Origin of the sequence: Streptomyces sp. NPDC049541 (genome assembly GCF_044465725.1) — a bacterium.
Lineage (GTDB): Bacteria > Actinomycetota > Actinomycetes > Streptomycetales > Streptomycetaceae > Streptomyces.
This window is the reverse complement of record NZ_JBITLY010000004.1, coordinates 158,255-182,626: the sequence shown is the minus strand read 5'-3', so window position 1 is coordinate 182,626 and position 24,372 is coordinate 158,255. Positions and strand designations below refer to the sequence as shown.

The 24,372-nt window shown below is 70.6% G+C and carries 17 protein-coding genes; 11 read left to right on the top strand and 6 right to left on the bottom strand.

The features are described 5' to 3' along the window. Positions 1-47: 47 nt before the first annotated feature. Positions 48-1,736 (top strand): carbohydrate binding domain-containing protein, encoded by a 1,689-nt coding sequence (locus ACIBW9_RS16615; protein ID WP_398955530.1) that lies wholly within the window; start codon positions 48-50, stop codon positions 1,734-1,736. 60 nt (positions 1,737-1,796) lie between these two features. Further along, positions 1,797-2,576 carry a hypothetical protein gene (locus tag ACIBW9_RS16610; RefSeq protein WP_398955528.1) on the top strand — a complete coding sequence of 260 codons (780 nt, stop codon included), beginning with the start codon at positions 1,797-1,799 and terminating at the stop codon, positions 2,574-2,576. Between the two features lie 7 nt (positions 2,577-2,583). On the opposite strand, the gene ACIBW9_RS16605 is transcribed toward ACIBW9_RS16610, so the two are convergent. From ACIBW9_RS16605 to ACIBW9_RS16590, 4 genes are all read right to left on the bottom strand, one after another. Continuing rightward, the gene (locus ACIBW9_RS16605; protein ID WP_398955526.1) at positions 2,584-3,834 is read right to left on the bottom strand and encodes an alpha-L-fucosidase; all 1,251 of its coding nucleotides are present in this window, start codon (positions 3,832-3,834) and stop codon (positions 2,584-2,586) included. A 3-nt stretch (positions 3,835-3,837) separates the two neighbouring features. Continuing rightward, complete coding sequence (locus tag ACIBW9_RS16600; protein ID WP_398955524.1) at positions 3,838-6,882, bottom strand: alpha-mannosidase; 3,045 nt, start codon at positions 6,880-6,882, stop codon at positions 3,838-3,840. A gap of 64 nt (positions 6,883-6,946) precedes the next feature. Beyond that, on the bottom strand, positions 6,947-8,284 hold the full coding sequence (locus ACIBW9_RS16595) for a 6-phospho-beta-glucosidase (protein WP_398955522.1): 1,338 nt from the start codon (positions 8,282-8,284) through the stop codon (positions 6,947-6,949). Then, positions 8,281-9,045 carry a DeoR/GlpR family DNA-binding transcription regulator gene (locus tag ACIBW9_RS16590; protein WP_398956464.1) on the bottom strand — a complete coding sequence of 255 codons (765 nt, stop codon included), beginning with the start codon at positions 9,043-9,045 and terminating at the stop codon, positions 8,281-8,283. Before ACIBW9_RS16590 ends, ACIBW9_RS16595 begins: the two co-directional genes overlap by 4 nt. A 128-nt stretch (positions 9,046-9,173) precedes the next feature. On the opposite strand from ACIBW9_RS16590, the gene ACIBW9_RS16585 reads away from it, so the two are divergent. From ACIBW9_RS16585 to ACIBW9_RS16545, 9 genes are all read left to right on the top strand, one after another. Then, positions 9,174-10,208, top strand: coding sequence for a carbohydrate kinase family protein (locus ACIBW9_RS16585; RefSeq protein ID WP_398955520.1), 1,035 nt, complete (start codon positions 9,174-9,176; stop codon positions 10,206-10,208). Between the two features lie 64 nt (positions 10,209-10,272). Then, positions 10,273-11,550 carry an ABC transporter substrate-binding protein gene (locus tag ACIBW9_RS16580; RefSeq protein ID WP_398955518.1) on the top strand — a complete coding sequence of 426 codons (1,278 nt, stop codon included), beginning with the start codon at positions 10,273-10,275 and terminating at the stop codon, positions 11,548-11,550. Positions 11,551-11,584: 34 nt separating this feature from the next. Continuing rightward, entirely contained in the window at positions 11,585-12,559 is a 975-nt protein-coding gene (locus ACIBW9_RS16575) for a carbohydrate ABC transporter permease (protein WP_398956462.1), read from the top strand. After that, a complete protein-coding gene (locus ACIBW9_RS16570; protein ID WP_398955516.1) occupies positions 12,556-13,425 on the top strand; it encodes a carbohydrate ABC transporter permease in 870 nt (289 codons plus the stop codon). Before ACIBW9_RS16575 ends, ACIBW9_RS16570 begins: the two co-directional genes overlap by 4 nt. Positions 13,426-13,452: 27 nt before the next feature. Next, positions 13,453-14,988, top strand: coding sequence for an alkaline phosphatase family protein (locus ACIBW9_RS16565; RefSeq protein ID WP_398955514.1), 1,536 nt, complete (start codon positions 13,453-13,455; stop codon positions 14,986-14,988). Beyond that, positions 14,985-17,924: a glycoside hydrolase family 2 TIM barrel-domain containing protein gene (locus tag ACIBW9_RS16560; protein ID WP_398955512.1), complete on the top strand. Its 2,940-nt coding sequence runs from the start codon at positions 14,985-14,987 to the stop codon at positions 17,922-17,924. Before ACIBW9_RS16565 ends, ACIBW9_RS16560 begins: the two co-directional genes overlap by 4 nt. A gap of 46 nt (positions 17,925-17,970) precedes the next feature. Then, positions 17,971-19,827, top strand: coding sequence for a LamG-like jellyroll fold domain-containing protein (locus tag ACIBW9_RS16555; RefSeq protein WP_398955510.1), 1,857 nt, complete (start codon positions 17,971-17,973; stop codon positions 19,825-19,827). 19 nt (positions 19,828-19,846) lie between these two features. Beyond that, the gene (locus ACIBW9_RS16550; RefSeq protein ID WP_398955509.1) at positions 19,847-21,520 is read left to right on the top strand and encodes a histidinol-phosphatase; all 1,674 of its coding nucleotides are present in this window, start codon (positions 19,847-19,849) and stop codon (positions 21,518-21,520) included. Positions 21,521-21,557: 37 nt separating this feature from the next. Further along, positions 21,558-22,388: a PaaX family transcriptional regulator C-terminal domain-containing protein gene (locus tag ACIBW9_RS16545; RefSeq protein ID WP_398955507.1), complete on the top strand. Its 831-nt coding sequence runs from the start codon at positions 21,558-21,560 to the stop codon at positions 22,386-22,388. On the opposite strand, the gene ACIBW9_RS16540 is transcribed toward ACIBW9_RS16545, so the two are convergent. Together ACIBW9_RS16540 and ACIBW9_RS16535 are read right to left on the bottom strand one after the other, a co-directional pair. Beyond that, the gene (locus ACIBW9_RS16540) at positions 22,379-22,834 is read right to left on the bottom strand and encodes a MaoC family dehydratase (protein ID WP_030936488.1); all 456 of its coding nucleotides are present in this window, start codon (positions 22,832-22,834) and stop codon (positions 22,379-22,381) included. The two genes, ACIBW9_RS16545 and ACIBW9_RS16540, sit on opposite strands and share 10 nt — an antisense overlap. A 31-nt stretch (positions 22,835-22,865) precedes the next feature. After that, positions 22,866-24,368: a long-chain fatty acid--CoA ligase gene (locus tag ACIBW9_RS16535; protein WP_398955504.1), complete on the bottom strand. Its 1,503-nt coding sequence runs from the start codon at positions 24,366-24,368 to the stop codon at positions 22,866-22,868. Between the last annotated feature and the right edge of the window lie 4 nt (positions 24,369-24,372).

Genomic DNA, 24,372 nt, shown 5'->3' with positions numbered 1-24,372 from the left:
CGCACCTCCGTGCACTCCCGAACACCCCCATTCCCCAGGGAGATCGCGTGCGCAACACACTCGGACGTCACAGACGTCGGCTTCTTGCCCTGCTCGGCTCCGCTGCTCTCGCGCTCGCCGGAGCCATCGCTCTTCCCGGTACGGCCCAAGCGGCCAACATCCTGACCAATCCCGGCTTCGAGTCGGGCAGTCTCTCCCCCTGGACCTGCACCGGCAACCTCGGTTCGGTCGTCTCCTCCCCCGTACACGGCGGCTCCAAGGCCCTTGCGGGGGCGGTGAGTTCGAGCGACAACGCGCAGTGCAGCCAGACCGTCTCCGTCCAGCCGAACACCACGTACTCGCTTCAAGGGTGGGTGCGCGGGTCCTACGTCTACCTCGGCGTGAACGGCGGCGCGTCGACGTGGACGACGTCCCCGTCGGCGTACAGCCAACTGACCGTCTCCTTCACGACCGGTGCCTCGCAGACCAGCGCCACGATCTACGTCCACGGCTGGTACGCCCAGGGCACCTACTACGCCGACGACATCAGCCTCGACGGTCCCGGCGGCGGGGGCGGCGGCTCGGACACCCAGGCGCCGACCGCGCCGACCGGCCTGACCTCCACCGGCAAGACCTCGTCGAGTGTGTCGCTGAAGTGGAACGCCTCGACGGACAACGTCGGAGTCACGGCGTACGACATCTACAGCGGCTCGAACAACGTGCTCAGCGTCTCCGGGACGACCGCCACGGTCAGCGGGCTCTCGCCGAGCACGTCGTACACCTTCACCGTCAAGGCGCGGGACGCGGCCGGGAACACCTCCGGGGCCTCCAACTCCGTCTCCGTGACCACGGATGCGGGCGGCGGTGGCGGCACCGGGTTCAAGCAGGCCGCGCCCTATCTGTACGAGGGCTGGGGCGACCCGCCGAGCCCGTCGACGGTGATGAGCGCGACCGGCATCAAGTGGTTCACGATGGCCTTCGTGCTCGACTCCGGCGGCTGCACTCCCGCCTGGGACGGCAGTCGGCCGCTGACCGGCGGCGCCGACCAGTCCGCGATCAACGCCGTCCGCTCGGCCGGCGGTGACATCGTGCCGTCGTTCGGCGGCTGGCAGGGCAGCAAGCTCGGCGCCAACTGCTCCTCCGCGAGCGCGCTCGCCGGGGCGCTGCAGAAGGTGATCGACGCCTACTCGCTGAAGGCGATCGACATGGACATCGAGAACTCCGACGAGTTCGAGAACGAGGCCGTCCAGGCGAAGATCCTCACCGCCCTGAAGACGGTCAAGGCCAACAACCCAGGCCTGAAGACCATCGTCACCTTCGGCACCTCGACGACCGGCCCGACGTACTACGGCAACCGGCTCATCGAGCAGGCGCAGTCGCTCGGCGCCAACATCGACGTCTTCACGATCATGCCGTTCGACTTCGGCGGCGGCTCCGACATGTACGGCAACACCGTCAACGCTGCGGAGGGCCTGAAGGCCAAGCTGAAGTCGACCTTCGGCTGGGACGACGCCACCGCCTACTCCCACATCGGCATCTCCGGCATGAACGGCCTGTCCGACCAGCAGGAGACCACCACCCCGGCGATCTGGACCCAGATCAAGGACTGGGCCAACTCGCACCACATCGCCCGCCTCGCCTTCTGGTCGGTCAACCGCGACCGGCCGTGCCCGGGCGGCGGCGTGGTGAGCAACTGCTCCGGCATCAGCCAGAACAACTGGCAGTTCACCTCCATCACGGCCGGCTTCACCGGCTGAGGAGCCATCGAGGAGGCTGGAAGAAGGGCTGGCGCCCGGGCCCCCGCGGCGGGAAGAATCTTGAACCTACCCGCCGCGGGGGCCTTCCCGTGGTTCGACATGACGGGGTTCGGGGGCGGCACAGGAGTGCGGACGAGGATCGCGGCCATCTGGTCTCTGGTGCTGCTCCTCGCCCTCGGTCTCGCCGCCTGCGGGGTTCCCGACCAGGGAAGCGCGGGGGCGGAGCTGGGCCAGGCGGACTTACAGGCCTCGGTCGTCAACGACCGTAAACACCTCTTCGACGGGTCCCTCACCTATACGCCCTACGTCTCGATGAACGTCGGAGGCCACCTGAAGTACGACGTCATCCTCACCGCGCGTGGCGCGAAGTCCTCGCACCGCACCGCGCGGACCGCACGGGTGACCAGGGCCTTCCGGGTGGGCGGGGTGCAGGGTGCCCGGCTGTCGGCGGACAGCCAGAACGTGAGGGTGGTGTCCCAGAGCGAGGAGAAGCAGCCCATCGGCGAGCCCGGGGACACCGCCGAGTGGCAGTGGAGCGTGTCCGCCACCGAGCCCGGCGACTACGAACTCGCCGTCACCGTCACCACGTTCCAGGGCGACACGGACCGCGCCCTGGAAACCCTCCACCCCCCGATCACCGTTCACCTGACCGTGCACAACACCTGGTCGCACCGCTTCACCTCGATGCAGAACTGGCTGTTCACGGCGGCGGGCATCGCGGGCGCCCTGGCAGGGATCTACGCGCTCCGGGCTCCCCTGACCGAACTCTTGCGAGGACGGCGGGACGCCCGGAAGCAGCGCGGCGAGAACCTGGACGAGGACCGGGACGGCTATATGTGAGCGGGGCTCAGAAGCGGCCCGAGCCCCGGTAAAGCTCCAGCTCCCCCTCCAACTCGACGGCGAGCACGGTCGCGTACGGGTCGAGGTCCGCCGCGGCGGGCGGGTCGATCCACAGCACGCCCACCGCGTCGTGCAGCCCGCCGACCACCCGGTGGCCGAGTTCCGTGCCGGTGCCGAGGACGGTGACCTTGCGGACCGCCGTCGCCAGGCCCCGGACGCCGATCTCGGCGCGGGGGATGTCGAACAGGGTGAGGTAGAGGGTGCGGCGGTCGGCGGAGAGGGTGCTGGGGCCGTAGTGGTGCCCGGCGGGCAGGCCGCGCACCGTGCCGTACACCGCCTCCGCGTGCCTGCGGATCCACTCCCCCAGGCCCTCCAGCCGTTCGACCTGCGGCTGCGGGATGGTGCCGTCCTCCATCGGGCCGACGTCCAGCAGGAGGTTCCCGCCGCCGCCGATCGTCTCCGTGAAGTAGCGGATCAGCTGCGCCAGCGACTTGTGGTTGTGGTCGTGGTGCTGGTAGCCCCACGAATCGTTGATGGTCAGGCACAGCTCCCAGGGGCCGTCCGGCGGCACGATGGGAGCGCCCTGCTCCGGCGTCGCGTAGTCGCCCTCGCTGAGCATGCGGGCGTTGAAGACGACATCGGGCACGTACGAGCGGATGAGCGCGGCGAGTTCGGGGATGCGCCACTGCTCCTCGCTGCGGTCCCACTCGCCGTCGAACCACATCAGGTCGGGCCGGTAGCGGGAGGCCAGCTCGCGGATCTGGCCGTCGCGGTAGGCGATGAACCGCTCCCAGGCCTCCAGGTCCTCGTCCTCGGCGGCGACCTCCGAGTAGCGGTTGTCCTCCTGTTCCGGCGGGCGGCCCGGCTTGCGGGTGGACGCGTAGTCGGGGTGGTTCCAGTCGGAGTGGGAGTAGTAGAAGCCGACCTTGAGGTCCTTCTCGCGCAGGGCCTCGGTGTAGGGGCCGAGGTAGTCCTTGCCGAGGTTGAGGTCGCCGTACTCCGTGTCCCACAGGGCCACGCCGTCGTGGTGACGGGACGTCAGGACCGCGTACTTCGCCCCGGCGCGGGCGAACAGGTCCGCCCACGCCTTCGGGTCGTACTTGGCGCCGGTGAAGCGCTCCAGCTGGGACATGTACCGGTCGTGCGGCACGATGTCGTCGTAGAACGACCAGGACTCCTGGACGCCGTCGACGGCGTAGATGCCCCAGTGGATGAAGATCCCCAACTTGGCGTCGGTGAACCAGGGTTGCATGGCCATCCGTCAGCCCCTCCGCAGCCGGAGGGTCAGGATCTGGAAGGGGCGCAGGGTGACCGGGACGGCTCCCTCGGCGAGCTCCGCGTCCTCCAGCGGCCGCTCCAGCAGGTCGGTGACCTGGGCGCCGGCCAGCGGGAAGCCGGTGCGCAGGACGCCCTGGGCGCGGCCGCCGCGGGACTCGTAGAGCCGGACCACCACGTCGCCGGACTCGTCGTCGGCCAGCTTCACGGCCTCGACCGTCACGCCCTCGCCGTCCACCGAGACGACCGGCTCGGGCGCACCCGCGGAATCCGCCACCCGGAGGGGAAGGTTGAGGGCGTAGCCCTCCGCGACCGCGTCCTCGATGCTCGCTCCGGGCAGGAGGGAGTACACGAAGCGGTGGCGGCCCTGGTCGGCCTCCGGGTCCGGGATGCGCGGGGCGCGCACCAGGCTGAGGCTGACGCGGGTCGTCGTACCGCCGTCCTCGCGGACCGTGCGGGAGACGTCGTGGCCGTAGGTCGAGTCGTTGATGACCGCGACGCCGTAGCCGGGCTCGGCGATGTGCACCCAGCGGTGGCCGGAGACCTCGAAGCGGGCCGCCTCCCAGCTGGTGTTGGTGTGGGTGGGCCGCTGGATGTGGCCGAACTGGATCTCCGCGGAGGAGTGCGGGGCGCGGATGTCGACCGGGAAGCCCGCCTTGAGGATCTTCTCGGCCTCGTGCCAGTCGATGTCGGTCTCGAAGTCGATACGGGGGCTGCCGGCCCGCAGGGTGATCGTCTGGGTGAGCTTGGAGCCCTTGCCGAAGCTGCGTTCCACGCGGATGGCGCCGAGCAGCGGGTCCTGCTCGACGACCGTGACCGAGTCGGCGTCCAGCAGGTCGGTGTAGCGGTTCTTGTAGTGCTTGTCGATGTCCCAGGCGTCCCAGTAGTTCGGGAGGTCGGTGTGCAGACGGAGCAGGTTGCCCTGGTCGGCGAGGACTTCGCGACCGCCGGCCCGCAGGTCCCGTACGGACGCCAGGGTGCCGTCCTCGGCCACCTCGACACGGACCAGGCCGTTGTCGAGGACCCGTCCGGCCACCGTCACCGGCTGCGGCGGCTCGGCGGCCGTGAGCGGAGCGCTGCCGCTCGCGGGCACCTCGACGTACGTGGGGACGCCCTCGGCGGTGCGCACGACCTCGGCCCGGTCGAAGGGGCTGGTGTTGAAGACCCGGGCCGTGCCACCGCCCAGCGCGGCGACCGCCTCGGCCGTCAGCTCCTCCAACTCCTTCGCCACACGGGCGTATTCGGCCTCCGCCTCGCGGTGCACCCAGGCGATCGACGAACCCGGCAGGATGTCGTGGAACTGGTGGAGCAGGACCGTCTTCCACAGGCGGTCCAGCTTCTCGTACGGGTAGGCGTAGCCCGGCGCGTGCAGCGCGGCCGTGGTCGCCCACAGCTCCGCCTCGCGCAGCCGGTGTTCGGAGCGGCGGTTGCCCTGCTTGGTGCGGGCCTGGGAGGTGTAGGTGGCGCGGTGCAGCTCCAGGTAGAGCTCGCCGTTCCAGACCGGGGCGTCCGGGTACTCCTCGCGGGCCTTGGCGAAGAACTCGTCCGGGTGCTCGACGACGACCTTGGGCGAGCCCTCCAGGTCGGCGAGCCGGCGGGCGCGTTCCATGATCTCGCGGGTGGGGCCGCCGCCGCCGTCGCCCCAGCCGAAGGGGGCCAGGGAGCGGGTGCCGGCGCCCTTCTCGGCGTAGTTGCGGACCGCGCGGTCCATCTCCTCGCCGCTGAAGCGGGCGTTGTAGGTGTCGACGGGCGGGAAGTGGGTGAAGATGCGGGTGCCGTCGATGCCCTCCCACCAGAAGGTGTGGTGGGGGAAGGTGTTGGTCTGGTTCCAGGAGATCTTCTGGGTGAGGAACCACTCGTTGCCGGCCAGCTTGGCGAGCTGCGGGTAGGCCGCGTTGTAGCCGAAGGAGTCCGGCAGCCAGACGCCCTTGGTCTCGATGCCGAAGTGCTCGATGAAGAACCGCTTGCCGTGGACGAGCTGGCGGGCGATGGCCTCGCCGCCGGGCAGGTTGCCGTCGGACTCGACCCACATGCCGCCGACCGGCGCCCACTGGCCCTTCTTCACGGACTCCTGGATGCGCGCCCAGACCTTGGGGTAGTTGTCGCGCACCCACTCGTACTGCTGGGCCTGGGAACAGGCGAAGATGAAGTCCTCGTACTCGTCGGCGAGCGCGGTGACGTTGGAGAAGGTGCGGGACGTCTTGCGCTTGGTCTCGCGGATGGGCCACAGCCAGGCCGAGTCGATGTGCGCGTGGCCGACACCGGAGACGGTGTGGGCGCTGGCGTGCGCGGGCTTGGCGAGGACCGGCGCGAGCACCTCGCGGACGGCGGCGGCGCTGCCGGAGACGTCGTCCAGGTCCAGGGCGTCCATGGCGCGGTCGAGGGCGTGCAGGATCTCGTGGCGGCGCGGCTCGTGCTCGCCGAGGTGGACCATCAGCTCGCGCAGCACTTGGAAGTCGAGGTCGAGGTGGAAGACCTCCTCGTCGAGGACGGCGAGGTCGGCGCGCTGGAAGGTGTACAGCGGCTTGTCGCCCGCCGTGAGGACGTCGCCGAGAAGGGTGGGCTCGGAGAAGTTGTTCGCCAGGATGTCCGGGTTCGAGGCCGCTTCGACCAGGTAGTCGATCTCCTCGCCGCCCGTGGCCGGGTTGGCGATCGGCACGTACTGGTTGAGGGGGTTGACCGCCTTCAGCGGCGTCCCGTCGGTGAGGTGGACCAGCGCCTCGGCCTGGTTGCCGGGCCAGTCGCCGACGAATCCGAGGTCGATGACGGCCTCGACACGCTTTCCGGCCCACTCGGCGGGCACCTGCCCGCGCATCCGGAACCAGGTCGTGCCCCACGGCGGGCCCCACGGGGTGCCCAGCGCGAAGGGCTCGTAGGACGCGGCCGCGGCCTCCTCGAAGGGGACCGGCTCGCCCGGCGCCTGCCAGGCCTCGACCGTCAGGGGGACGGTGGCCGCGTAGATCGCGGTCTTGATGCGCTGGTTGTGGAGGCGCTCGGCGCGCTCCTCGATCCGGCGGCGTTCGTCGTGCATGAGAGGTCTCCAGAGAGAGGGCGGCGAGAGCGCAAGGGGAGGGAAAGCGCTTTCCGCCGGGAGCTTACTTCAGGTAGGAAAGGCCCGGGTGAACGTCCGTGTAGCCCTCGACCAGCCGTCGGGCCACGTTCACGGAGTCGACCAGCGGGTGCAGTGCGAACGCCTTCACCGCCGTCGTCCGCGAGCCGGACTCGGCCGCGGCCAGCACCTCCCGCTCGACGGCCTTCACCGCGCAGACCAGGCCGGTGGCGTGCTCGGGCAGCGGGGCGACGGCGACCGGGTGCGCGCCGTTGGCGTCGACCAGGCACGGGACCTCGATGACGGCGTCCGTGTCGAGAGCGGAGAGGGTGCCCTGGTTGCGGACGTTCAGGATCAGCGTCGTGCGCTCGTCGCGGGCGATGGCCCGCATCAGGGCGAGGGCGACCTTCTCGTAGCCGCCGGAGAGGTCGTCGGCGTCGCGTTCGCCGGCGCCGGCGCTCTCCCGGTTCTCGGCCATGTACGTCGCCTCGCGCTCGGCCCGGGTGCGGTCCCAGGCGGCCAGGGCCTGGGCGCCCGGGTCGCGCATCTCCTCGTAGAAGTGGGCCTGCTGGTCGCGCAGGAAGGCGCCGCGGGTCTTCTCTGCATGCTGGTAGGCGCGGACGGCCTCGCGGTTGAAGTAGTAGTAGTGCAGGTATTCGTTGGGGATCGCGCCGAGGGACTGCAGCCAGTCGACACCGAAGAGCTTGCCCTCCTCGAAGGAGCCGAGCAGGTCGGGGTCGGCGAGCAGCCGCGGCAGCTCGTCGCGGCCCGCGATGTGCAGGCCACGGACCCAGCCGAGGTGGTTGAGGCCGACGTAGTCGATCCAGGCCTCCTTCGGGTTCGCGCCGAGCACGCGGGCGATCCGGCGGCCGAGGCCCACCGGCGAGTCGCAGATGCCGATGACGCGGTCGCCGAGGTGGCGGGACATGGCCTCGGTGACCAGGCCGGCCGGGTTGGTGAAGTTGATGACCCAGGCGTCCGGGGCGAGGCGGGCCACCCGCTGGGCGATGTCCACGGCGACCGGGACGGTCCGCAGGCCGTAGGCGATGCCGCCCGCGCCGACGGTCTCCTGGCCGAGGACGCCCTCCGCCAGGGCCACGCGCTCGTCGTTCGCCCTGCCCTCCAGGCCCCCGACGCGGATCGCGGAGAAGACGAAGTCGGCGCCGCGCAGGGCCTCGTCCAGGTCGGTCGTGGCCGTCACCGTGGGCGCGTCCTCGACGCGGGCGGCCTGCTCGGCGAGGACGCGGGTCACCGCGGACAGCCGGCCCGCGTCCAGGTCGTGCAGGACGACCTCGGTGACCCTGCCCTCGCCGCGGTCGCCCAGCAGGGCCCCGTACACGAGCGGCACGCGGAACCCGCCGCCGCCCAGAATCGTCAGCTTCACCCTTGCACCTTTCCTGCCACGACCACCTCGACGCCCGCCTCCTCCAGGGAGGAGCGGGTCGCCGGATCGACCGGGGCGTTCGTCACCACCACGTCCAGGTTCTCCGGACCGCAGACCTTCGCCATCCCCGTGCCCGGGAACTTCGCCGCGTCGGCGAGCAGCACCACCTTGTCGCTCGCCTTGATCATGGCGCGCTTGACCGGCACCTCGACGACCGTCGTGTCCATCACCTGCCCGCCCGGGCGCACTCCACTGGTGCCGAGGAAGAGCCAGTCGGCGTGCAGCTGGCGCAGGTTGTCCTCGGTGAGGAAGCCGACCAGGGAGCGGTACTCGCGGCGGACCATGCCGCCGAGCAGCACCAGCTCGATGCCCTCGTCGTCGGCGAGCTCCTCGTAGACCACCAGATTGCTGGTGATCACGGTGAGCCGCCGGCCGTGCAGCTGGCGGGCGAACCGGAAGGCGGTGGTGCCGATGTCGAGCAGCACCGACTGCCCGTCCCTGACCATCGCGGCGGCGCGCTCGGCTATCGCGTCCTTCTCGGACACGCGCACCTCGGCGACCTCGGCGAAGGGCTGGTCGCCCTCCTCCACGACGGCGCCGCCGTGCACACGGGTGAGCAGGCCGTCCTCCTCCAGCTTGACCAGGTCGCGCCTGATCGTGGCGGGGCTCACACCCAGCTGCTCGGAGAGGTCGGTCACAGCCGCGGGCCCGCCGGAGCGCAGGGCCCGCAGGATGAGTTGGTGTCGTCGTTCTGCCAGCACGGCGTGAACACTACTCGTCATCTTCAATCAAATCCATGCTCAGTTCTGCTCGGGTATTGACCAATCTCCTGGATCAGCGCACGATTCCGGTCATCGAAAATGACGAGTTTTGACGAGAGGCTGTTCGCGTGGACGACGACAGGCCCGAGGTGCTCCTGACCGGGCTGCTCTTCTACGACCTCGTCCTCACCGGGCTCGGAAAGCCGCCGACCCCGGGCGAGGAGATCTGGACGGGCGGGATGGGCTGCGGCCCCGGCGGCATCGCGAACCTCGCGGTGGCCGCGTCCCGGTTCGGTCTGCGCACCTCGCTGGCCACGGTCTTCGGCGACGACTTCTACGGCGAGTACTGCCGTGACGTCCTGTGCGACCAGGAGGACATCGACCTCTCGCTCTCCCGCACCGCGGACGGCTGGCCCACCCCCGTCACCGTCTCGCTCGCCACCGGCCACGACCGGGCCCTCGTCACCCACGGGCAGGAACCCCCGTACTCACAGGACACGCTGATGGGCGACCCGCCCGAGGCGCGCACCGCCCTCGTGCACATCGAGGCCGAGCCGCGCGAGTGGCTCGCCAAGGCCGCCGCGAACGGCACCCAGATCTACGCCGACGTCGGCTGGGACCCCACCCAGGAGTGGTCCACCGACCTCCTCGACCAGCTGAAGCTGTGCCACGCCTTCCTCCCCAACGAGACCGAGGCGATGGCCTACACCCGCACCGACAGCGCGGTCGCGGCCCTCGGCACGCTCTCCGAGCTGGTGCCGGTGGCCGTGGTCACCCGCGGCGGGGACGGCGCGGTGGCCGTCGACCAGACGACGGGCGAGTACGCCGAGGTCCCGGCCCTCGCCGTCGACGTCCTGGACGCCACCGGCGCCGGCGACGTCTTCGGGGCGAGCTTCGTCGCGGCCTCGCTCGGCGGCTGGCCCCTGGAGGAACGGCTGCGGTTCGCCGTGCTCGCCGCCGGGCTGTCCGTAGGCCACCACGGTGGGGCGCTGGCCGCTCCCGGCTGGTACGGCGTCGACCGCTGGTGGCGGTCGCTGAAGGACCCCGAACTGCGGCGCGCGTACGGCTTCCTGGCCCACCGGATCCCGGCCGACCCCGGACCGCCCGTGAGCCACGCCCCCGTCACCCCACCCGCCCACACGCCCGTCGGCCCCCACGCCTGAGAACGGCGGCACCGACCCCCCTCGAACCCCTCTCCACGTCGAACAGGAACAACAGGAGTGACCCGTGGACCTTTCTCGTAGAGGCTTCCTCCAGGCCGCCGCGCTCACCGCGGCCGCCTCCGGCCTGACCGTCGCATGCGGCGGCAGCTCGGGCTCGGGCGGCACCAAGAACGGCAAGGACCTCACCTTGTGGTACTGGGGCGGCGCGCTCAGCGACAAGGTGGTCGCGGAGGCGAAGACCCACTTCAGCAGCTCGGTCAAGCTGACCTCCGCCTCCATCGGCGGCGACTTCAAGCAGAAGCTCACCACCACCATCGCGGCGGGCACCTCCGTGCCGGACATCACCGGCATCAAGGGCGAGGACATGGCGTCCTTCCTGCCCAACGCCTCCCGCTTCCTCGACCTGAACGACCTGGGCTTCAAGAAGATCTCGTCCCAGTACCTGGACTGGAAGACCAAGCTGGCCCAGACCGAGGACGGCAAGCAGATCGGCTTCCCGATCGACATCGGCCCGACCGCGCTCTTCTACCGCGAGGACTTCCTCGCCAAGGCCGGGGTGGACACCGACCCCGCCAAGGTCGCCGCCCTGGTCAAGACCTGGGAGGACTACTTCACCCTCGGCACCGAGCTGCAGAAGAAGAACCCCGGCACCTACCTGGTCAACAACATCAGCTCCGTCTTCAACATGGCCGTCGGCCAGGGCACCCAGCGGTTCATCGACAAGAACAACCACTTCATCGGCGACCAGGACCACATCCACGCCGCGTGGACCACGGCGGTGCGCCCCTACACCCTCGGTCTCGACGCCAAGATCAACGACAACACCTGGAACGCCGCCGTCGGCAAGAACCTCCTCACCGAACTCGGCGCGGCCTGGCACGCACTGGACATCGAGCAGGCCGCCCCGCACACCAAGGGCAAGTGGCGGGTCTGCGCGATGCCCGTCGGACCGGCGAACCAAGGCGGCTCCTACCTGGCCCTGCCCAGGCAGTGCCGCAACCCCGAAGAGGCCTTCAAGATCATCAGCTGGATCCTGAGCCCCGCCAACGACGCCCGCGGCTTCACCGACGCCGCGATCTTCCCGGCCGCCCCGGCCGCGTACTCCATGCCGGCCATGACCGGTCCCGACGCCTTCTTCGGCGGCCAGAAGATCATCGAGGTCTTCGGCCCCGCCGCCAAGGCGATACCGGCCAGCTACGAGGCACCCGCCGACGCCGCGGTGATGGCCCCCTACATGATCGAACTGACCAACATCGAGGCCAAGGGCAAGAAGCCCGACGACGCCTGGAAGGACGCGGTCAGCCAGGCCAAGCAGATCGCCCGCCGGCAGGGGGTGAGCTGAGGTGACCTCCCCACCGGTCACCGGCTCCGCCGAGGTGCCGCAGCGCCTCGGCGGGCCGGGCCCGGCCCGGTTCCGCCCGCGGCGCACACCGCCCGCGGGCTCCGCTCGGCCCAGGCGGCGCGGGCCGCTGTCGTACTGGCGGCAGTACCTGGCGATCTCGCCGTTCTACCTGATCTTCGCCGCGTTCTCCTTCTTCCCCGTCTTCTACTCGCTGTACCTGGCCTTCCAGCGCTGGGACGGCATGGGCACCATGCAGTTCGTGGGCCTGCAGCAGTTCAGGTTCCTGTGGGACGACCCGGTCTTCTGGCTGTCGATCCGCAACACCCTGGTGATCTGGGTGCTGTCCACCGTACCCACCCTGTTCGGCGCGCTGATGCTGGCGACGCTGCTGCACTCGGTGCGCCGCTTCAAGGGCTTCTACCGCATCGCGCTGTACGTCCCGAACGTCACCTCGATCGTCGCCGTGGCGATCTTCTTCGGCGCGGTGTTCAGCAACAACTTCGGTCTGGTCAACGCGATCCTGGGCATGGTCGGCATCTCGCCGGTTCCCTGGCTGAGCAACCCGTGGCTGATCAAGCTGGTCATCGCGCTGCTGATGACCTGGCAGTGGACCGGCTACAACATGATCATCTATCTGGCCGGTCTGCAGGCGATACCGAACTCGATCTACGAGGCGGCGAAGATGGACGGTGCGGGACCCATCCGCACGTTCTTCCAGATCACGATCCCGATCATGCGGCCGATCATCCTGTTCACCGTCATCATCTCGACCATCAACGGTCTGCAGAGCTTCAGCGAGCCCCAGGTCCTGTTCGGCAGCAACGCCGCCAACGCGAACCTCGGCGGTCCCGGCCAGGCGGGTCTGACCACGTTGCTGTACTTCTACCAGTCGGCCTTCCTCAACAACGACTACGGCTACGGTGCGGCCATCGTGTGGGCCTTCTTCGTACTGATCATCATCCTCGTCGCCGTCAACTGGCGCATCACCGCACGAGGGAGGAAGGCATGACGGCAGTGGACACCGCGCGGCCGGCCACGGGCGGCAGGCGGCTGCGCCGCCCCAGGGGCCTGACGGCGCACATCATCCTCGTCGTGGCCGTCCTGGTCTCGGTCTTCCCCTTCGTGTGGACGATCGTCATGGCGACCAACACCACCCAGGACATCTACAAGAGCCCGCCGAAGTTCACCTTCGGCTCGCATCTGCTGGAGAACATCCGGCATGTGCTGAACACCATCGATTTCTTCGGGTCGATGCTCAACACGGTGATGGTCGCGACCGTCACCACCGTCCTGGTGCTGTTCGTCGACTCCCTGGCGGCCTTCACCTTCGCCAAGTTCGACTTCCCCGGGCGCAAGCTGCTCTTCGGCACGCTGCTGCTGTTCATGATGCTGCCGCTGCAGCTGGCGATCCTGCCGCAGTTCATCCTCATGTCGAAGATCGGCTGGGTGGGCATGCTCAAGGCGCTGGCCCTGCCCTCCCTCGCCAACGCCTTCGGCATCTTCTGGCTGCACCAGTACATCCAGAACGGCGTGCCCGACGAACTCCTCGACGCCGCGCGCATCGACGGCGCCGGGTTCTTCCGCCAGTACTGGAACATCGCGCTGCCGATGATCAGGCCCGCGCTGTCGTTCCTCGCCATCTACGTCTTCGTCAACTGCTGGAACGACTACGTCTGGCCGCTGGTCGTGCTCACCAACCCGGGCCATGTCACCCTCCAGGTGGAGCTCGCCCAGCTCAACGTCGGCCACACCACCGACTACAGCATGGTCATGGCGGGTGTGCTGATGGCGGCGCTCCCGCTGGTCGTCGTGTTCAGCATCTTCGCCCGCGGGTTCATCGCGGGCGCCACCGAAGGAGCGGTGCAGGGCAGCTGAGGCGCAGTCGCGAGAGAGGGGTGGGCGGTGACGTACGACGTCGACGGTGAGCGGCCGGGGCGTGGCAAGGTGCTCGTCGTGGGCATGGACGGGTTGCGGTTCGACCGGCTGACCCGGTCGCACTCCACCGCCCCCGTGCTGCACGGCCTGATGGCCGCGGGTGCCGTCGGCACCAGCCTGCTGCCCTACGGTGAGGCCGACGGCCATGCGGAGAACGGGCCGACGACCAGCATGGCGTACACCGACTCCGGGCCCGGCTGGTCGAGCATCCTGACCGGGGTGTGGCCCGACCGGCACGGCGTGCGGGGCAACGACTTCGCCGGCGCCGACTACGCCCGTTACCCCGACTTCCTGACCCGCGCCGCCACCGCCGGTCTGCGCACCGCGGCCGCGGTGTCCTGGCCGCAACTGGTCCGCCGCGGCACCCTCGGCCCCGCCATCGACCGGCGCCGACGCTACAACGGCGAGTTCCGGGGCTACCGGACCGCGGACCGCCGCGTCGCCCGCACCGCCCTGCGCTGGCTCACCAGGCACGACCCGGACGTCGTGTTCGTCTACTTCGGCGCCACCGACGAGGCCGGCCACGACACCGGCCCGCTCTCCCCCGCCTACGACCGGGCCCTCCGGGCCCAGGACGCCCACCTGGGGCGGCTGCTGCGAGCGATCGAGGCCCGGCGCGCCGACCCGCGCCGCGCCGACGAGCACTGGACCGTGCTGGTCACCACGGACCACGGCCACCTCGACAGCGGCGGCCACGGCGGCGACACGCACGCCGAACGAGAGGTCTTCGTCATCCTCGCCGAGCCGGGCGGACCGGACGAAATACGGCCCGCAGACGGCCGCCCCGCCGACACCCAGCCCTTCGGCACCCAGCCGGCCGACCGCCAGCCCGACGGCACGCGAATCGCCGACAGCCGACCAGACAACACGCGCCCCGCCGACACCCAGCCCTTCGGCACCGAACCCGCCCACCGCGGACCCGACAGCTCCCGGCCCGAGGACACCCAGCCCGCCGACAGCCCACCCAACAGCCCCCGGCCCCACAGCACCCAGCCCGCCGACCGCCAGCCCGACGGCACGCTCCCCGCAGACACCCAGCCCTTCGGCACCGAACCTGCCAGCCCCCGGCCCCACAGCACCCAGCCAACCGACCGCCAGCCCGACGGCACGCTCCCCGCCGACACCCAGCCCTTCGGCACCGACCCCGCCTACCGCCAACCCAACAGCTCCCGGCCCGACGACACCCAGCCACCCAACAGCCCCCGGCCCCACAGCACCCAGCCGGCCGACCACCAACCCGACGGCACGCGACCCGACGACACCCAGCCCTTCGGCACCCAGCCGGCTGACCGCCAACCCGACGGCACGCGACCGGGCGACACCCAGTCCGCCGGCAACCGACCCCACAGCCCCCGGCCCCCCGGCGCCCGCCTCGACTCGCCCCGTCTCATCGACATCGCCCCCACCGTCCTGGACCGGCTCGGCATCCCCGTCGACCCCGACTGGGGCCTGCAGGGCCGCGTCCTCCCCCGGCTCACCGCACCGACTTCGGACAGGTCATGACCGACGCACACCCCGCCGATCCCCTGATCGCCCTCCGGCCCTGGCAGGCACCCGAGGTGACCTCCTGGGGCCGCCTTCCCATGAACGCCGTCGACCGGCGCTCCGGAGCCCTCTCCCTGGACGGCGACTGGCGTTTTCAGTTGCTTCCCGCTCCGGACGCGCCGGTCGGCGGTGACTGGTCCTCGTCGTACGTCCCCGGTGTCTGGACCATGCAGCCCGCCGGCGCCGGTGACCTGCCGCAGTACACCAACGTCCGCATGCCGTTCCCCGAGTTCCCGCCCGGCTCACCGGAGGCCAATCCGACGGGCGTGTACGAGCGCGAGGTGGACGTCCCCGCCGACTGGGCCGGGCGCAGGATCGTGCTCCAGGTCGGGGCCGCCGAGAGCGTGCTGCTGGTGCACGTGGACGGGCGGCCCGTCGGGATCTCCAAGGACTCCCACCTGGCCGCCGAGTTCGACCTCACGGACGTGGTGCGTCCGGGCGAGCCGTCGGTCGTACGGCTCGCGGTCGTGAAGTGGTCGGACGCCTCGCACATCGAGGACCAGGACCAGTGGTGGCACGGCGGCATCACACGCTCGGTGCTGCTGTACGCGACCGATCCCCTGCACCTGGCCGACGTGACCGTGCGGGCGTCGCACGACGGCGAGCTGCGCGTCGACTGCCGGGTGCGGGACACGCGCGGTGCGCTGCCCGAGGGGTGGTACGTCAGCGGCGAGCTGGAGGGTCGACTCCTCGGCCAGGACCGGGAGTTCGACCGCGTCAACGCCGAGGACGACCGCGTCTCCGACTTCCTCGGCGAGGCCCGCATCCACGCCACCGTCCCCGAGGTGCGCACCTGGAACGCCGAGACCCCCGAGCTGTACGACCTCACCGTCCGCCTGCACCGCGCCGACGGCACGGTCGCCGACACCTCGCGGCACCGGATCGGCTTCCGCGATGTCGAGATCGCCGGACGGGACCTGCTCGTCAACGGCGAGCGGGTGTTCATCCGGGGCGTCAACCGGCACGACTTCCATCCGCTGACGGGCAGGACGGTGTCGTACGAGGACATGCGCGCGGACCTCGTCCTGCTGAAGCGGTTCGGTTTCAACGCGATCCGCACCTCCCACTACCCCAACGACCCGGCGCTCTACGACCTCGCCGACGAGCTCGGCTTCTACGTCGTCGACGAGGCGGACATCGAGTCCCACGACCACGCCCACGAGATCGCCGACGATCCGCGTTACCTGGGCGCCTTCGTGGACCGGGTCTCGCGGATGGTGCTGCGGGACAAGAACCACCCGTCGATCATCATCTGGTCGCTGGGCAACGAGTCCGACTACGGGGCCAACCACGACGCGGCGGCCGGGTGGGTGCGGCGGCACGATCCGACGCGGCCGGTCCAGTACGAGGGCGCCGCGAAGCTCGACTGGGCGGCGACGGACGACGCCTCCGACATCGCCTGCCCGATGTACGCGCCGCTGGAGGACTGCGTCGCCCACGCCCTGTCCGGGCGGCAGACCCGGCCCCTCATCCAGTGCGAGTACTCGCATGCGATGGGCAACAGCAACGGCACCCTGGCGGACCATTGGGCGGCCATCGAGTCAACGCCAGGTCTTCAGGGCGGGTTCATCTGGGAGTTCTGGGACCACGGCATTCTCCAGCGTGTGAACGACGGAAGACCGGTCGGGCGTGGGGGCGCCGGGCTCTATGACAACGGTGTCGCCGCACCCGGCCACCGCTGGGCCTACGGCGGCGACTTCGGCGAGACGATCCATGACGGAGCCTTCATCGCCGACGGAGTCGTCTTCCCGGACCGCACCCCGAAGCCGGTCCTGTACGAGCACCGGGAGGTCGCGGCGCCGGTGCGCATCGAGTGCTTCAAGCACGAGGGCATCGTGCTCGGCAACCACCAGCACTTCCGGGGCCTGGACTGGCTGTCCGGCCGGTGGGAACTGTCCCTCGCCGACGGCCGCACGCTGACCGCACCCGCCGAACTGCCCGCCCTGCGGCCCGGCGAGACGGCCGCCGTGCCGCTCCCCTTCGACCTCCCGCGCGACGGCGGGGAGGCCTGGCTGACACTGCGGGTGACGACCGCCGAGGACCAATCGTGGGCACCGCGCGGCACGGACGTGTGCGCGCCGCAGGTGCGGCTGCGCGGGCCGTCCGTGTCCTGGGAGGTCCCCGTGGACGGCACCGTCGAGGTCGACGAGGAGGGCCTGCTGGTCCACCCGCTGCTGACGGCCGCCCCCACCCTCTCCCTGTGGCGGGCACCCACCGACAACGACGAGCTCGGCGGCATCGCCCTGCGCTGGCGGACCTGGGGGCTCGACGCACTCGTGCGCAAGGTCGTGGCGGTACGGCAGGACGGCGGCCGGGTCACCGTGGACGCCGAGTACGCGGGCACGGTCGGCGTCGTACGGCACCGGCAGGTGTTCATCCCGGTCGAGGGCGGCATCCGCATCGACGAGGAGGCCGAACTGCCGGACGAGTTCCACGATGTGGCGCGGGTCGGCTCGGTCTTCGAGACGGTACCGGGCCTTGACCTGCTGAAGTGGTTCGGGCAGGGCCCGTGGGAGTCGTATCCCGACCGGAGCGTCGGCGCACCCGTCGGCCACCACTCCGTGCCCGTCGACGAACTGTTCACGCCCTATCTGCGCCCGCAGGAGAGCGGCGGCCGGCACGGTGTACGGCACTTCACGCTGTCCGCGGCGGACGCGACCGGCCTCGCGGTCGTCCTGGACGAACCCCGCCAGGTCTCCGTCACCCGCCACCGCGCCGAGGACCTGACCGCCGCCTCGCACCACGACGAGCTGGTACCGCGCCCCGGGTGCGTGGTGCACCTCGACGCGGCACACCGCGGGCTCGGCACGGCCTCGTGCGGCCCCGACACCTCCGCCTCGTATCTGATCCCGCCGGGTGTCCACCGCTGGAGCTGGACCCTGGGCGTTCTGTAAGCCCCGCCCTTCCCCCCGTTCCTCACGTCACCTTCACGGAGCACACGTGTGCACTTCGCATGACCACAACCAGGGCGAGGCCGCACAGGCCGGTGCCGCCCGACGCAGCTTCCTCAGAGCCACCGCGCTGCTCGGCGCCGCCACCGGCACCGGACTCGCGCTGCCGGCCGTCGCCGAGGCGGCACCCGCGAGCGCGGGCAGCTGGCGGCCGGACGCCCACAGCCGTCGCTTCACGCTCGCCGTCATGCCCGACACCCAGTACCTCTTCGACGGGCCCAGCATCGACAAGGCGCCGGTCGAGGCCTCCCTGCGCTATCTGCTGGAGCACGGCAACGACGAGAACATCGTCTTCCTGTCCCACCTCGGCGACCTCACCCAGAACGGCGCCAAGGACGAATTCGCCGCGATCGGCGAGGCGTTCGAGCTGCTGGACCGCAGGGGCGTCGGTTACAGCGTCCTGGCCGGCAACCACGACGTGCGGTCCTCGACGGACGACCAGCGCGGCTCGACGCCGTACCTGGACACGTTCGGACCGCAGCGCTTCAAGGGCAAGAAGACGTTCGGCGGCGCGTCCGACGACGGCTACAACACCTACCACCTGTTCAGGGCGGCCGGGCGCGAGTGGCTGGTGCTCGCGCTGGACTGGCGGCTGTCGGCGAAGGGGTACGCCTGGGCGAAGGACGTGCTCGCCCGGCACCCGAAGGCTCCGGTCATCCTCACCACGCACGAACTCGTCGTCGAGGACGACCAGTTGTCGACCTACGGTCAGCAGCTGTGGGACCAGCTGGTCGAGGAGCACGACCAGGTCTTCCTCACCCTGAACGGCCACTACTGGCCCGCGGGCCGCGCGACCCGCAAGAACGCGGCCGGCAACGACGTCCATCTGCACCTCACCAACTACCAGAACCGCTACTTCGGCGGCGCGGCGATGATCCGCCTCTACCGCTTCGACCTGGACCGGAACGTCATCGACGTGGAGACCGTCTCCCCGTGGATCCTCGGGCGGGCGCGCAAGGGCCTCAACGAGCTGGAGCGGCAGGAGATCGAGCTGAGCGGTGACGCGGACCGCTTCTCGGTGGAGATCGACTTCGAGAAACGTTTCGCCGGATTCGCCCCGGTCCCCGCCCGTCCGACCCGTCCCGCGTCCAAGGTCGTCATTCCCGGCACGGTCGCCTACTGGCGATTCGACGGACACGAAAACAAGGGCGACGGTACGGCGGTCGGCGGCACCGTCCGTGACCTGTCCGGGCGCGGCAACGACCTCACCCTGGTCACGGTGGGCGGCGGCGCCCTCACCTGGTCCTCCGACCACCACCCCGACCAGCCCGGCCACGGCAGCCTGGAGTTCCAGGGCTACAAGTCGCCGCTGAGGGGCGCGTATCTGAGGACGGTCGACGGCGCCCCGCTCAACTCGGCGACGTTCAAGGACGGTTACACCATCGAGGCGTTCTACCGGCTGCCCGCCGACTGGGACCCGGACCACAACGCCTGGTCCGGCATCGTCAGCCGCACCGGCACGGGCGGCGCGGCCGGCAAGACCGCCGACGACCCCGACGAGCCGCTGGCCACCCTCTCGCTGTCCAACGACCGCGAGCCGCAGTGGGCGATGCGCCCGTTCAACCAGCAGGGCATCGCCACCAACTGGGGCCAGGAGACCCCACTGGAGACCTGGTGGCACCTCGCGGTGGTCAACGACGGCAAGCACACGACGCTCTACGTCGAGGGCTGCCCGGTCGTCCGCAACCCGAAGGCCCCCGCGGTCGGCATCGCCTCCGTCGGACTGCCGTGGCTGCTCGGCGGCTACGAATACGCGGGCAAGATCGACCAGATCCTGCACGGCCGCCTCGGCGATGTGCGGATCGTCTCCCGGGCGCTGCCCGTCACCTCCTTCATGAACCACTGACCCGCGACAGGGACTCACGATGACCGAGCAGCAGCTGCCCGCCTGGGCCGACCCGTCCGTCTCCCCCGCCGACCTCGACGCCCAGGGCGTCTCCCGCCGCGGGCTCCTGCGCCGCGCAGGCCTGTTCGGGGCCGCCTTCGCCCTCGGCTCGGCGGCCACCCCGGCCTTCGCCGCCTCCCAGCGGCCCGCCCTCGGCGGCCACGACCCGCACCTCGCCTATCTCGTCGGCGACCACCACGTCCACTCCGTCTACAGCCACGACGCCAAGTACACCTTCTCCCAGCAGGCGCAGGCGGCCGCCAGGTACGGCCTGGACTGGATGGTGTTCAACGAGCACTCCAACTTCGGGCACGCCCACTACGGCGCCGCGCTGGAGCACAAGGAGATCCTCAGGGCCCGCGCCGAGAACCCGCGCCAGCTGATCTTCCAGGGCCTGGAGTGGTACATCCCGGCCGCCGAGCACTGCACCGTGTTCGCCGCGCCCGGCCCCCACGAGGTCGATCTGCTGACGCAGTTCGAGCTCGCCTACGACGGCAAGCTCCTCGGCTACACCGACGGCTCCGCGACCGGCGCCGACACCGCCCGCAACGAGGCCCACGCCGTCAAGGCCGTCAAGTGGCTGGCCGAGCAGCGCGATTCGGGCTACGTCGACGACGTCCTCGTCCTCGCCAACCACCCCCTGCGCCTCGGCATCGACTCCCCGCACGAGATGCGGGGCTGGCGGGACGCGGCCCCCGAGATCATGATCGGCATGGAGGGCGCGCCCGGCGCCCAGGGTGCGGCCATCCCCGGCTGGCGCGGTGCCACCTCGATCCGCGGCGAGTACGAGAACAAGCCGTCGGCGCAGTCCTGGGCGGGCTACCCGGCGGACGCCTATCTGACGTACGGCGGCTTCGACTGGGCGACGGCGACCGTCGGCGGCCTGTGGGACTCGATGCTCGCGGAGGGCCGCCTCTTCACGATCACCACCAACTCCGACAACCACCGCACGGTCTTCGACACCTGGAAGAACGGCGACTGGCCGGCCGGCCAGAACTTCGACAACACCGGCAAGCTGCCCGACCCGGTCAACACCGACACCCCGCAGCCCGGCAGCGACTTCTGGCCCGGCGAGTTCAGCCGCACCCACGTCGGCGTGACCCACTACGGCTACCGCGCCGTGATGGCCGGCCTGCGCGCGGGCCGTGTCTGGCTCGACCACGGGCATCTGCTCGACGGCCTCGACGTCCGTGTGAAGCGGGACTGCGACGCGGGGCGGGGCGTCACGCTCGGCGGGCGGCTGCGCGTCCACAAGGGCGAGGAGATCACCCTGTACGTCACCGTCACCACCGCCTCCCGGGCCAACGCGCAGGGCATCCTGCCCCAGTTGGCGCACGTGGACGTGATCCGGGGCGCGGTGCGCGGCCCGGTGACCGACCGGGACAGCTGGCAGGCGCCGGACACCAGGGTCGTCCAGACGAAGGACGTGTCCGGCCGGACGGGGACGTACACCCTGCGCATCCCGCTGACCGCCGGGGACGAGTCCTTCTACGTCCGGCTGCGCGGCAGCGACGGGAACCGCCACGGGGTGGGGTACCTGGGTGCGGCGATCGACCCTCACGGGCCGATTCCCCACGAGCCCGGCAACGGTGACCCGTGGTCGGACACGTGGTTCTACTCGAACCCCGTCTTCGTCGACGTGGTGGGTGGCTGAGGCGTCGAGGTGATCCTTCGCGTCGTACCGTGGCCGCATGACCGGTGAAGAGTCGTTGCGGCCGCAGTCCCTCCTGCTGACGTTTCTGGGGGACCAGGTGCTGGGGCGGGACGTCTGTGTGTACTCGGGCAGCGTGATCGACGTCTTCGCGCGGGCCGGGGTCGGTGAGCAGGCGACCCGCTCGACGCTGACCCGGATGGTCAAGCGGGGGCTGCTGCGCCGCCAGCGCGAGGGCCGCAGGATGTACTTCGGGCTGACCGAGCACTCGGCGGCGGTGTTGCGGGACGGCGAGCACCGGATCTGGCAGACCGGTGCGGTCAACCGGCACTGGGACGGCACCTGGACCCTGCTCGGGTTCTCGCTGCCGGAGTCCTGGCAGCGTCAGCGGCACGATCTGCGCTCCAAGCTCACCTGGAGCGGTTTCGGTCCGCTGTTCAGCGGCCTGTGGATCGCGCCGGGCGAGGTCGACGTGGCGGAGCTGGTGTCCGAGCTCGGGCTCGCCGCCCATGTGAAGGTGTTCCGTGCGCATGCCGACGCCGGTATGGACATCGGCGCGATGATCGAGGAGACCTGGGAACTGTCCGAACTGGCGGCGCGCTACGAGGAGTTCGTGCGCCGCTGGGAGGCCTGGGAGAGGCGGCTGCCGGAGGCCGACGACGCCCTGGCACTGCGGCTGCGGCTGCAGGCCGAGTGGCTGCAGGTGATCCGCCGCGACCCGCGCCTCCCGGTCAAGCACCTGCCGGACGACTGGCCGGCGGAACGGGCCGAGAAGACGTTCCGGGCGGTGTACGAGCGGCTCACACCGCTCGCACGGGAGGCCGCGGAGCGCCTTCTCGACCTGATGCCGGTACGCCCCGATCAGGCGTAGAACCGCGACAGGCTCTGCAGTACGGCCGCGGGCTTCGTGCCGCCCTCGATCTCGATCGTGCCGTCCACGGTGATCTGCACCCCGCCCGGCACCTCCTCCACCTCCGCGAGCTTTCCGACCAGGCGGATGCGGGAGCCGACCTTCACCGGGGAGGGGAAACGGACCTTGTTCAGGCCGTAGTTGACCTTCGTGGTGACGCCCTGGACGTCCAGGAGTTCCGTGAACAGGGGGATGAAGAGGGAGAGGGTGAGGTAGCCGTGGGCGATCGGGGCGCCGAAGGGGCCCTCGGCGGCGCGCTCGGGGTCCACGTGGATCCACTGGTGGTCGCCGGTGGCGTCGGCGAAGGTGTTGATGCGCTCCTGGGTGACCTCGATCCATTCGCTGGTGCCCAGGTCGCTGCCCGCGAGCTTCTTCAGTTCGTCGATGCCGTTGACGGTGACGCTCATGTAGCTGTCCTCACTTGGAAGGTTCAGGGGTTCAGGAGTCGGTGCCGTAGCGCTTGCGCACGCGGGACTTGAGGAGCTTTCCGGAGGCGGTGCGCGGGAGTTCGTCCGCGAGGACCACCGACTTCGGGATCTTGTACTTGGCGAGCTGTCCGGCGAGGGAGGCGAGGATCTCGTCGGCGTCGATCGTGGCGCCCTCGCGGGGCACGACGACCGCGCGCGGCACCTCGCCCCACTTCTCGTCCGGCACACCGATGACGGCGCACTCGACGATGTCGGGGTGGGCGAGGAGACGGTCCTCGATCTCGGCGGGGTAGATGTTCTCGCCCCCGGAGATGATCATGTCCTTGATGCGGTCGACGATGTAGACGTAGCCGTCCTCGTCGACGCGCGCCGCGTCCCCGGTGCGGAACCAGCCGTCCGCGAAGGCCGCCGCGGTCTCCTCCGGAAGCCCCCAGTAGCCGGACATGACGGCGGGGCCGCGGACCACGACCTCGCCGTTCTCCCCCGGCTGGACCGGGGTGAGGTCGGGCCGCACCACCCGGACGTCGGCGAAGAAGTGCGGCACCCCCGCCGAGCCGGTCTTGCTGACCGACTGCTCGCCGTCGAGGAAGCAGATGCCGAGTGCCTCGGTCATGCCGTAGCCCTGCAGGAACGTCAGTCCGCGCGCCTGGTACGTCTCGATCAGCGGGGTCGGCACCGGGGCGCCGCCGCAGCTGAGCATGCGCAGCGACGACAGGTCGGTCTCCGGCCAGCGCGGATGGCGGGCGATCTGCTCGAACATCGCCGGCACCCCGAACATATAGGTGATCCGGTGGCGTTCGACCAGGTCGAGGGTGGCCGCCGGCTCGAAGGCCTCGACGAGGACGCAGGTGCCGCCCTTGAGCAGGACCGGCAGGGTGAGCACGTTCAGGCCGGCGATGTGGAACAGCGGCGCCGACACCAGCGCCCGCTCGTCGGCCTGGAGGTCCTTGTCGATGAGGAAGTTGACGCTGTTCCAGGTGACGTTGGCGTGCGAGAGCATCGCGCCCTTGGGGCGGCCGGTGGTGCCCGAGGTGTAGAGGATCAGACAGGTGTCGTCGGCGGCGACGGGCTCGTCGATCGGTTCGTCGGGCGACGTGGAGAGCAGCTCCTCGTACTCCGGGCCGACTTCCAGGAACACGCGGACGTCCGTGCTGCCCGGCAGTCCGGCGACGAGTCCGGCGTGCGAGGGGCCGTAGACGAGGACCTTCGCGCCGGAGTCCGCGAGCTGGTAGGCGATCTCGGGGCCGGCCAGACGGGTGTTCTGCGGGACGAAGATCGCGCCCAGCAGCCCGGCCGCGAACAGCGTCTCCAGGAAGGACGGGTGGTTGGGCCCGAGGTAGGCGACCCGGTCGCCGCGCCGGACGCCCCGGGCGCGCAGGGCGTGGGCGAGGCGGGTGGTGCGGGTGTACAGCTCGCCGTAGGTGAGCGTGGTGCCGCCGTGGACCAGGGCGGTGCGGTGCGGGGTCTTGCGGGCCCGGCGTGCGGGCCATGACCCGAGTCCCTCGTTGCGCATCTGG